Annotated in this window: 1 protein-coding gene; it reads left to right on the plus strand. The window is 38.1% G+C overall.

The genetic code is table 11. The annotated features are described in order from the left end of the window. The coding region (locus ACWQ4X_RS19965; RefSeq protein ID WP_457904702.1) for a DDE-type integrase/transposase/recombinase at positions 1-226 on the plus strand (226 nt) is incomplete at both ends.

The raw sequence follows: 226 nt of genomic DNA on the forward strand, positions 1-226 counted from the left end.
CTGGGTTCAGCGCTACGCCCCTGAAATAGAAAAACGCTTACGCTGGTATTGGCGTAATCCTACAGATCTGAGCTCATGGCATATTGATGAAACTTATGTAAAAGTAAATGGACAATGGTCTTATCTGTATCGTGCAGTCGATCAACGTGGCTATACGATTGATTTTTATCTTTCTTCTAGACGTAATACCAAATCAGCATATTGTTTTCTTGGAAAAATCTTAAAT

Source organism: Acinetobacter sp. NigerLNRRAM0016 (genome assembly GCF_054112845.1).